The sequence below is a fragment of the Propionispora vibrioides genome (assembly GCF_900110485.1).
Classification (GTDB): domain Bacteria; phylum Bacillota; class Negativicutes; order Propionisporales; family Propionisporaceae; genus Propionispora; species Propionispora vibrioides.
Genome location: NZ_FODY01000009.1, coordinates 46,907 through 56,581, shown reverse-complemented (window position 1 = coordinate 56,581; position 9,675 = coordinate 46,907). Strand labels below are relative to the sequence as shown.

7 protein-coding genes and 1 CRISPR repeat array are annotated in these 9,675 nt (G+C 39.5%); all 7 genes read right to left on the bottom strand.

The genetic code is table 11. The annotated features are described in order from the left end of the window. Positions 1-485: 485 nt before the first annotated feature. Positions 486-749, bottom strand: coding sequence for a CRISPR-associated endonuclease Cas2 (cas2, locus tag BMW43_RS09270; RefSeq protein ID WP_091746158.1), 264 nt, complete (start codon positions 747-749; stop codon positions 486-488). A gap of 56 nt (positions 750-805) precedes the next feature. Next, entirely contained in the window at positions 806-1,801 is a 996-nt protein-coding gene (gene cas1b, locus BMW43_RS09265) for a type I-B CRISPR-associated endonuclease Cas1b (RefSeq protein WP_091746155.1), read from the bottom strand. Between the two features lie 13 nt (positions 1,802-1,814). After that, positions 1,815-2,333, bottom strand: coding sequence for a CRISPR-associated protein Cas4 (gene cas4 / locus BMW43_RS09260; protein WP_218140641.1), 519 nt, complete (start codon positions 2,331-2,333; stop codon positions 1,815-1,817). A 186-nt stretch (positions 2,334-2,519) separates the two neighbouring features. Further along, entirely contained in the window at positions 2,520-4,868 is a 2,349-nt protein-coding gene (locus tag BMW43_RS09255) for a CRISPR-associated helicase/endonuclease Cas3 (protein ID WP_091746149.1), read from the bottom strand. A 15-nt stretch (positions 4,869-4,883) separates the two neighbouring features. Next, positions 4,884-5,609, bottom strand: a complete 726-nt coding sequence (gene cas5 / locus BMW43_RS09250; RefSeq protein ID WP_091746146.1) for a CRISPR-associated protein Cas5 — start codon at positions 5,607-5,609, stop codon at positions 4,884-4,886. Positions 5,610-5,619: 10 nt separating this feature from the next. Continuing rightward, a complete protein-coding gene (gene cas7b, locus BMW43_RS09245) occupies positions 5,620-6,513 on the bottom strand; it encodes a type I-B CRISPR-associated protein Cas7/Csh2 (RefSeq protein ID WP_177173526.1) in 894 nt (297 codons plus the stop codon). Beyond that, complete coding sequence (locus BMW43_RS09240; RefSeq protein WP_091746143.1) at positions 6,476-8,458, bottom strand: TIGR02556 family CRISPR-associated protein; 1,983 nt, start codon at positions 8,456-8,458, stop codon at positions 6,476-6,478. The genes cas7b and BMW43_RS09240 overlap by 38 nt, the downstream gene beginning before the upstream one ends. 856 nt (positions 8,459-9,314) lie before the next feature. Further along, positions 9,315-9,671: direct repeats of the CRISPR family, unit length 30 nt; unit sequence GTTTCAATTCCTTATAGGTAGTCTATCAAC. Positions 9,672-9,675: the final 4 nt, after the last annotated feature.

Here is a 9,675-nt window from a genome sequence, read left to right as displayed (position 1 = left end):
GTCAGAAGTTTCAAATCCTTATAGGTAGTCTATCAACGTCGGCACTGTCATTTTCTAAATAGATATCCTGTCCAGTTTCAAATCCTTATAGGTAGTCTATCAACCCATTTACCCTGCAAAAATTCTGCCTGTATAGAAAAATTGGCAAACAGGCAAGCTTCTCAATTTTTCCTTAAATTCAGTTCGGCCGCCATTTGTTTTGTCGTCGATCTCCCGGTGTTTTTACGCTATTGCCAGTCGACGACAAAATTACTACTATGTTCATTGCATGAAAGTAATATATTTTTAAAGTTCTTTCTGTATTCCATAATTAACGAAAAAAATCCTGCCATAGAAATGGCAGGTCACCGGATAAAAAGCAATCACAGCTAGGCTTCTACTTCTCACAAAGTTCCATCCCTTACTTAAAGTATTTCCCGTTCTGCGATTCCACCGAAGCTAACACATCATATACCTTATTGTCATCTCCCAACAACAGCTACTATTCAAATAATCAAATCCTGCCCGCCTTTACGCAGTCCCATAATTTCCCGTTTAGAGTAATGAGTGGTACGCAACGTATAAATAATCACCGAATCCTCATCGTCAACGAGGATTTTTTCCAGTTCCATTTTTAACTTAGCCAGATTGGTCTCTGATATTTCTCCCTCAAACACGGAATTTTGCACCCAATTTAAGTATTTTCGACAGCGTTTCAGCGCCTTGGCCACTCGTTTTTCACCCATATCATACATCAGGATTACAAACATAGTATTCCCTCGTCTCCCCAACCAATCTTATGATTTTTCTGCCTTCCCTGCCCACTTTACCACTGCGAGACAAATGGCTCGTAGGCAGCCTCTCCTATCAGGTGTTTTTCCAGCTTGTACAACTCCAAACGAATCAAGCGGCGATAAGACACCGGACTGCCAATATCGCGGTGGGTGATGGTGGTTTTCAGCCTATTTTCCATTTCCTCGACAAACACCCGCCGTCCATTTTCTTTTAACAACAACCCACCCGACTCTTTCTTAAAGTCCTTCTTACTAATCATCTTCTTGCCAATCAACGTAAAAATAACCCGGTCTACCAGGATAGGTTTAAAAATTTCGGCAATATCCAGGTTCAAACTGAATCGCCGGAAATTTGTCGAATGAAGATACCCGATCCGCGGGTCCAGATGGGTTTTATAGATTTCACTCAGTACCGTCGAATAGACAATCGCATTGCCAAAACTGATCAGCGTATTCATTTCATTCTTGGGTGGCCGTTTTGAACGCCCTTCAAACACAAAATCCTTTTGCCCATGAATGGCATCGAACGCTTTGTAATACTGTTCTCTAATATTGCCCTCAACCGCCATTAATGCTGGGATTTCCTGCATAGCAGGAATTTTTTCCCGCAAATCTTCAATTCCTGCTAAGTTTTCAGCAACATCTTTATCTCTGTTCTGATAATATTTTAAGACTTGACGAATATTGAGGGCCGCACCGGCGACAAACTGCCGCGCCAATCCCAGTCGCGCCGTCCCATCCAGATAGGCTGCGGCCTGGCGCAGAATCATATAGCCGGAGTTATAATGCTCCCGCGGATAAAAGGTGCCGCTGTAATAACCGTAGTTATTGAAATAATGAATAATGATTTCCTTCTGGGCGCAAAACTCCAGAAACCGTTTATTAATATCCACCTCGCCGAATACCATCAACTCGGAAGTATCTTCTACCGGAATGTATTTTTGTTCTCCCGCTTCGTTCATAAAGAAAATAGTATTGTCCTTACGCCGCAACTGCCCGTTAGAAAAAATATATAAGGTTTTCTTCATTATGCCACCTCCGCTACGCCCAACAGAACTCTTTGTAGGCACAGTTTCTACATAGAGCTATTTTTTTCGCCTGTGGCGGCCTGGGCTCAGCGGCCAGACTGCGGATAGCTGCCGTCGCTGTTGCCAGTTCCTGCTCCAATTCCGCCGTTAGTTCCACCACTTCCCGTTTCCTTTCTTTAGGAAAAAGCAGTTCACCCCGCGCCGCTATGCCGCGCTCCTTTAACTCAAGCAAATAAAAGGCCAGTTGCATCCGAGCGCTGGTCAAATACTTCGAGCTTTTCTTAACTTCACCGACAACCATTTCGTCGTCTTCCTGCCGTACAATATCTAACCGGATATTCCCCAAAGTAATCTCTTTGCTGCGATCCCTGGCATATGTCATTTCATGCAAGAACCGACCCAAATCCATATTGGCGTCATCTTGGTCGGCATTCACCTGATGCAGCATCAGCCAGACTTCCCTTTGACAGCAGTAATAATACCAGATATGAGTACCGGTAACGGCAAACTCTAAGACATCCACAGCCTTCACCTTCCTAATCACCCGACACTACAGGTATTGATCAAAACCTTCCACCTTGTGTTTCGCCAGCTAGCAAACCGGATGATAGTCGCTCTTATTCCGCAAGCAATGTTCGTTTTCTGAACTTAGTCCGTATAATCCTAACATGAAGACTTAATTCCCCATCGCCATGATTAAATGATTTCCTTAATAGCACTAATAGCACTGCATATCAAAATTATCCTGTCGTTTGATACCCGTTATTGGATCATAATACCGTTCAATATCACCTTGACCTAAAACATATAGCGTCTCATAGCCAATTACTTTTTTTTCGTGCCGCATGGCTAATGTCTGAGGTAAAGAAATCATGTATCGTTGCATTTGTCTTCCAATGTCTTTCATCCGATTTCTCTTCTCTTTGGCATCCGATAAAGATAAACTCTTTTCTAAATCCACCAATAGCGACTGAGCTGTTTCATCCCATTCTACAAACAAATTCACATAATCACGTTGATCATCAATCAGCGTGAACGTGCCAACTCCTTGCTCTGGAGAGAAGTCCAGTGTCCTCATTGCTTCAATCACTTTATCGGACTGCTCGTTCGCTATGATTTCTTTAATTTTATTATAATAAATATTTATAAGTCTTCCATATTCCTTTTCCGGAATGACTGTTCCGGCTTTTTCAAGTGCCGCTCGTGCCGCCCGTATCATACTGCTCCCATAGACTAATGTACCAAAACTTTTCCCTTCCCACTCTCTTACTATCCGCACAACATAAACATCCCCACCCTCACGATCACCATGCCGATTACAACGTCCAGCACACTGAATAATAGAATCAATCGGCGCCAAATCCCGCACAACCATATCAAAATCAACATCGACACCGGCTTCAACAACCTGTGTTGCTATCAATATAATCTTCTCTTGTTTTTTTAATACAGACTCAACTTCCTCTAAAACTTTACGACGTTGCAACGGAATTATATTGGTCGAAAGATAATATAGGTGAGTATTCTCTAATTGTTTCTGCAATTGTTGATATATTTCAACAGATTGATTAATGGTGTTCGCTACAATCAAGCAAGACTTTTCCGGTTCCCAAATTGTAATAAAAAAATCACAAAATTCTTCCACTGTCCTCTCATCTAGTTCTATCCGCAAACAGGTTCGGTTCATTTGAGCAAAATATACTTCACTATTATCCAAAAGTTCAACGGTTTCATCGAAGAATATCGGCTTAGTAGCTGTCATAAGCAGTATGCGACAATCATACATCTCTGTCATCCGCTGAAAAACACAGTTAACCAACTTATACCACTCTAATGGGATTGCTTGCACTTCATCCAGCAACAGAATACTTTTTGTCAAGACATGATATTTTTTCAACATACGGTTCCGTTGTCCAATCAAGCTTTGCAACAATTGAACAAAGGTGGTCACCACAATGCCACTATCCCAGTTCTCAATTAAGAGTTCTGCATCATCTTGCCGGTAATCTTCCGCCTCATTCTTATATTCGGTATTTGACAGATGATGATGCTTTAATAAATATAAGCTTTCATTCTTGAGAAAGTCTGGTTCAGCTTTATGCAAATTGACTATTGCCTGATAATTCTGGTCGATAATAGACGTAAATGGCAGTGCATAAATAATTTTGTATGATCCACCTAATAACTTTTGCAATCTCTTCGCAGCAAAAAAACCGGTGAATGTTTTGCCGGTTCCGGTGGGAGAAGTAATTGAAAAGAACTTCCCTTTCTGCCAAACTATTGGTATTTGGGCCTGAACCTGATTAAAAATTTGGTTGCGCATTTCATCGAGCTTCCCCACCAAATTTCGTTTCAGTAAGGCTTCCTTCTGTTGCGATAATTGTTCTAACGATAACTGGCGCACATTTATCGGCATAAGCCTGGCTGCACTTATCTTGTCCGCAGCAATCAGGGCAGAGTACAGTACTTGATGAACAAAGTAGGCTGTTTCATCACCATCTATTTGAAACTCATCCGCCTTATCTCTTAAAAAGCAGGCTGTTTCCGGCAAAGAATCCTCCTGTGTCAAGAACTCTTTAACAATTGATGCCCAGCCAATCTGTGCATAATCTTCAAGGATAATACTTACATGCTGCAACATGTTTCGGCGTTGCTGTTCTAAGGTTTTCATTTTGGAGCCTACTGGTTCTCTCTCTTGTATACGGCGAAAACTATCCGGAAGGTATTCCCTATTACTAAAGGGTTTCAAATCGCCATGATGAGAAAGAATTGCGCTGAAAATACTCAGCGCAATAACTAAATCATCGTCATTCCCCAATTTCCTCCATACATATACACCAAACAAAGCAGAAAGATATCCATGATGACTAAGTTCCCCCCAGTCTTTGCGTCCATATAAATGGTCCTGAAAGAATGTTGTGTACTTTCCAAAGTCATGGGCATACCCGATAATCTCATGCACCGCAGCCAGTGCTCCGTCGCCATAACCTTTACTATACTGCACAACCTCCCGCAAATGTTTAAATAAAGGCTTATCGGGCTTCACATGTGAACAAAACAACTGCATATTTTCACCACCATATTATAAAAAAGTGATGTATTCCTCATTCTCCTTATACTGCACTGAATAACAGCAAGAAGCAGGGCGCAATTGGACCTTAAGCGGCAAGCCTTGGTTTTCTAATAAATAAGAACGAGCAGGCAGGAGTTTTCTGTCTTCACCGAAATCTTGAGGCATTTTTTCTTTTAACAAAGCAAATTCTTCAACTTTTATATTTTTCACTATTTCTACCGGCAGAACCGTTGAAACAGAGATAAAATCCTCCGGTTCCACTTTCACAAACTGCGCATTAGCAACATAAGTCACATCTGCTTGAAATGGTGCCGCCCCTAAAACCGGGGGATAAACGAATCGTTCCTGACGCACCCGTTCACAAAGTTCCGCCGTCTCTGCTTCATTTTCAAACGAAACATAAAGCCGATAAGATACCTTCTTTACTGCGACTATCAGTTCAAACGGAATCTGCGTATGTTCTTTTGGTTTTCTCAATTCCCCCATCGACACAGCTTTGATATAGTTTAATGTCTGTGTTACGCTGTAAGTTGGCCCATTCTTACGAACGGCAATATGCAGATGATCAGAATTCCATTTCCGGTAATAGCTGTCTCTAGGCAGACCGAACATGGCAGCAAGCATACCTTGCAATACCGTACGTGGTGGTATCGAATACGAGAGCGATGAAGAATTGGTATAGAATTTCCGAAAGTGAGCAAATTTTCCTTCGATATCAAAAATAATGCCCTGCATTTCATCCACCTCAAGTCAGTTCTATAGCCGGTATATCTCCCAGGCACTTGGGTATAGAAACTGGCTGACCATCACAAATAAACTGCAAATCCCCATCAGTGAAATAAACTACCCGCTCAATTTTTTCTCTGCAAGATGCGATATAACTTTTTAGTAATGTAATATCCAACTTAAATTCAGTAATATCTCGGAGATTGTCTTGCGTAGATTCAACGATTTTTACGTAATTACGCAAGTCTTTCAATATAGTTTCATCATCTTTGAGTACCAACCGCATATAAAGCCGGGGCTGCTGTCCAATCTTGCTGCGCGTTGCCAATAGAGGGATCGCTTTGACCATGGCCTCATCCAAAAGAGATAGATCATCTTCCGACAATCCGGTATGCGCCGCCCGTTTACCACTAATTACACCGGAAAAAGCCAACAACGAATACATAACCCGATAATCTTTTCCTATTGACCCTTGTCTTTTACCTGCTTTTGAAGCAAATGTTGATGTAATACTAGTTTCCAGCAATTTTACAGGATGCAACGAATATCCCCAGTTAAACTGTACCGGACCGGTAATGGTTTGATTATCCTGTTTGACCGGTATAGTGGCTCCAAACAATCGAATATCAACAAATGCCTGTAATACCGCCTGCATCAGTTCTCCCTCCTTTGCCGATAGAGATTTTACCCTTTCAGCAGCGGTAATCGGTTGCCCACCAACTTGTTGTACATATAATTCATGTCCTTTGTCCAACAAATAATCCCTGATATATCGTTTGAGACGCAAGTCAGAAACCAGATTAACTTCCCGCTCATAGTCCATACGCGGGCGATTTTCCTCATCAGGATCTCCATTCGGATTAGTTAGTTTGGCATCATATAGATACAGTATCTGTCCGTTCGTTATCTTCATCAGTACTTTCTCCCTCTTCCTTTTTCTTTTTCTTTTTTAAAGTTTGAAAGCTATAACCGGCTAATAGGTAGAACAACCCTTCATCCTTGTTTAAATCCCAGGAGTCACGATTTCTACTCATCCAATACATATGGGCATAATGAATATTTTCTACAAACCTTAATATTTTTTCTTGCCGCAGCTTATTAAAAATATCAACAGAAAGTTTCATCATACGCGTTTGGTCCATGCCGTTAAAATTTATTTTATTTAAAACCGGTTTATAGGTTCCTTCCTCACTGCGACTACTTTGCTCCCGGCCAATTGAGCCGATCAAAACACCTAATAAAAACACGGCGGTCTGTGTTTCGCTGTACTTCATAGCATCCAAATAATTTCTCAATTCATCATTTGCCACTATCGAATAATCTACCATTTGATCACCTCCCTTTCTTTCTAAAGCGCCAAACTTCTGTAAAAAAACAAGATAAAACATTGCTTCCAACACTTTAATAGCAAAATATTGTGGATCTGTAAACGACACATTATAGCCTGCTCTTTGTCGCCAAATAATCCGCAAGACTTCGGCAATATTCCTAAAGATCTGATCAGTTTGTAAAAAGCGCCGATAAAAAAGCGACTCATAAACATTAAGAATTCGTTGATATTGAGCCGGATTACCATCTTGTAATTTGATCGGATGCATATAGTAGATCATCTTTAAATCACGCCGCAAATGCAAATAAGTTTTTTCTGTAAAAAACGGCTCAAACAATTCCCTTGCCTGACTCAATGAACGATCAATCAAAGCAAAAACTGAAGGTTGAACATCCTTAATCATTTTTTGAATTTTAGTAGCTTGGTTAAGCTGCCGATAAAATAAGAAATTCAGCAAATAGCTGTAGCCATCTTCTTTATTAATTTTATCTAGCCAGTTAGCAACTGTATTTTTAAATTGTTGAATTTCTTCCAAATTCCTGCTCCGGTCAATAACCGGATCAATTGCACGGACCAGCTTTTTCAGAACCGGTCCATTTATATTCCGCCCATGAAGAACATGAGGAATAATGTATGTATCAAAATCGGCTATTCGGCTTCGCAATTCTTTTTTAACAAATTTCTCTGCTGCCAGCAGACTTTCATAGCAAGTTTTACACAATACAAAATTTTTATCATAATTTTTATGGTTTAGTTTGTGAGCAAAGATACATTGATTGGTCGTATAATACTTGATCGATATATCCCTCAGGTCACTAGTACATCCTTCATCCGATCCACAACAACTACACACCAGGCCCATCACAGATCCATCAACCATGCGTTCTGCCAACGATTGTCCAATAATTTTCTTATATAAAGGATGTTGGGCCAACGCAATGCCATCAATCAAAATGGTAAATAAGCCTGCCTGTTCTTTTCGTATTTCAAATTTCTTAATGCAAAGTTTAACTATTTCGGCTGCAATTGATAATACTACATTTTTGCATGCATTTTTTTCATTGATTTTTTTCTCAACCTTCAGAATATCTTCTACACTTTGCGAATACCCAAAACATTTCTGGATATCCAGAACATACCGATACTTACAATCAACATCCACCCCCAAATCTTTAAAAAAGGTTTGAAGTATCTCTGATATCTGCTTACGTAATATACCTTCTTCAAGTTTTTTTAAAAAATTTGGTAAGGACTGTGAAATCAAGCTATCACACTTTTCAAAAGTAATATACCATTGAGGATTATTGGGCCCACCTTCCCGGTCCAACAAAACATATTTAGCTGCTGTTTGACTGCCGATTTCTTCAATATCCATTTCCAGTCTTTTTTCTTCTAGGCAGAAATTAAACTTTACAACATAACGCTTTTCACCTTTTGGGGTCACAGAATCCAACTTTTTCACTTTTTCGCTTAGTAAGTCACTATCTCTTAATAACGTCCTTCCCATATCAATCATAGCTTCCAGCATCGCATCACCTCCCTAAACCAAAATCAATCAAAATAATTACAAATACACTTCAATCCATGGAATCCTATTTCCTGCATTTTATTCTATAATTTTACATTTTATTTATAAAATCAGTGTTCATATTCTATAACCATTCTTGATAAGCCTAAAAAATTCTCCTCTCTATCTATTCCTAAATGATTGACTACTTATTTATAGTCAAAAAATCACTTAGCGAACATCTTCCAAAGACGAAGAATTAAATCGAAAAAGTTAGTTTTTTCAGTTGGCCCATTGTTATTGATAATATTAACTACAATTTGAATGTCCTCTCTTCTTTTGTTCACTTTCATACGCCATCCCCCCTGGTAATAATTGTAACACCAATCACAAATCAGTCAATATTAATGTTAATATAATTCAAATAAATACTGATTTGATTTTTTCACAAAAAAGGATATACTATATTTGTAACTACCTAGTAGGAATTGAAATATGTTAATATATTTCATCTTATTATTTTAACTATTCTACCTATAAGGATTAAAAAGCGGGGAGGCATAAAATATGCCTCCCCGCTTTTTAATAGCTTCCTATCAGTAAAAACCAATTGTATTAATAATTCTTCCGGCTAATTCAACACAGCTAAAACCTTGACTGTTCTTACTACCTCATCCACGATCAGTTGTAATAGGCTGCGGACCGGAAATCGCTCTCACTTTTTACAAATCTACTGTTCTTTCCAAATTCGTTCGTCTTTTTATTTATCTATATAGTAAGGCTTTATAGCAGGGGAAAACCCAACAGCTTAAAGATGCGCGTTCCATTCTGATAACCTTTCATGCAAAAACACAGCTAATTTGTGTCAAGTACCAAAGTTTCAATTCCTTATAGGTAGTCTATCAACGATGTTGGCTGCATTAGATGCGCCAGTGACAATGGGTTTCAATTCCTTATAGGTAGTCTATCAACTCTTGCTGGTAGGCCCATTCTTTAATTGTGCGTGTCCGTTTCAATTCCTTATAGGTAGTCTATCAACGCAACCGCATTCAGCCTTGCAGTTAGTTCATCAAAGTTTCAATTCCTTATAGGTAGTCTATCAACCCGGCAATAAGAACCTTGGTGAGACGATGGCCAGAGTTTCAATTCCTTATAGGTAGTCTATCAACACCTTTACACCTATCAAAAAAATCAGACACGGCAGGTTTCAATTCCTTATAGGTAGTCTATCAACGACA

Excerpts from the sequence above, each read along its gene's own strand:
- cas1b (WP_091746155.1), bottom strand. The coding sequence starts at position 1,801 with ATGAAGAAAACCTTATATATTTTTTCTAACGGGCAGTTGCGGCGTAAG.
- BMW43_RS09240 (WP_091746143.1), bottom strand. The coding sequence starts at position 8,458 with ATGCTGGAAGCTATGATTGATATGGGAAGGACGTTATTAAGAGATAGT.
- cas2 (WP_091746158.1), bottom strand. The coding sequence starts at position 749 with ATGTTTGTAATCCTGATGTATGATATGGGTGAAAAACGAGTGGCCAAG.
- BMW43_RS09255 (WP_091746149.1), bottom strand. The coding sequence starts at position 4,868 with ATGCAGTTGTTTTGTTCACATGTGAAGCCCGATAAGCCTTTATTTAAA.
- cas5 (WP_091746146.1), bottom strand. The coding sequence starts at position 5,609 with ATGCAGGGCATTATTTTTGATATCGAAGGAAAATTTGCTCACTTTCGG.
- cas7b (WP_177173526.1), bottom strand. The coding sequence starts at position 6,513 with ATGAAGATAACGAACGGACAGATACTGTATCTATATGATGCCAAACTA.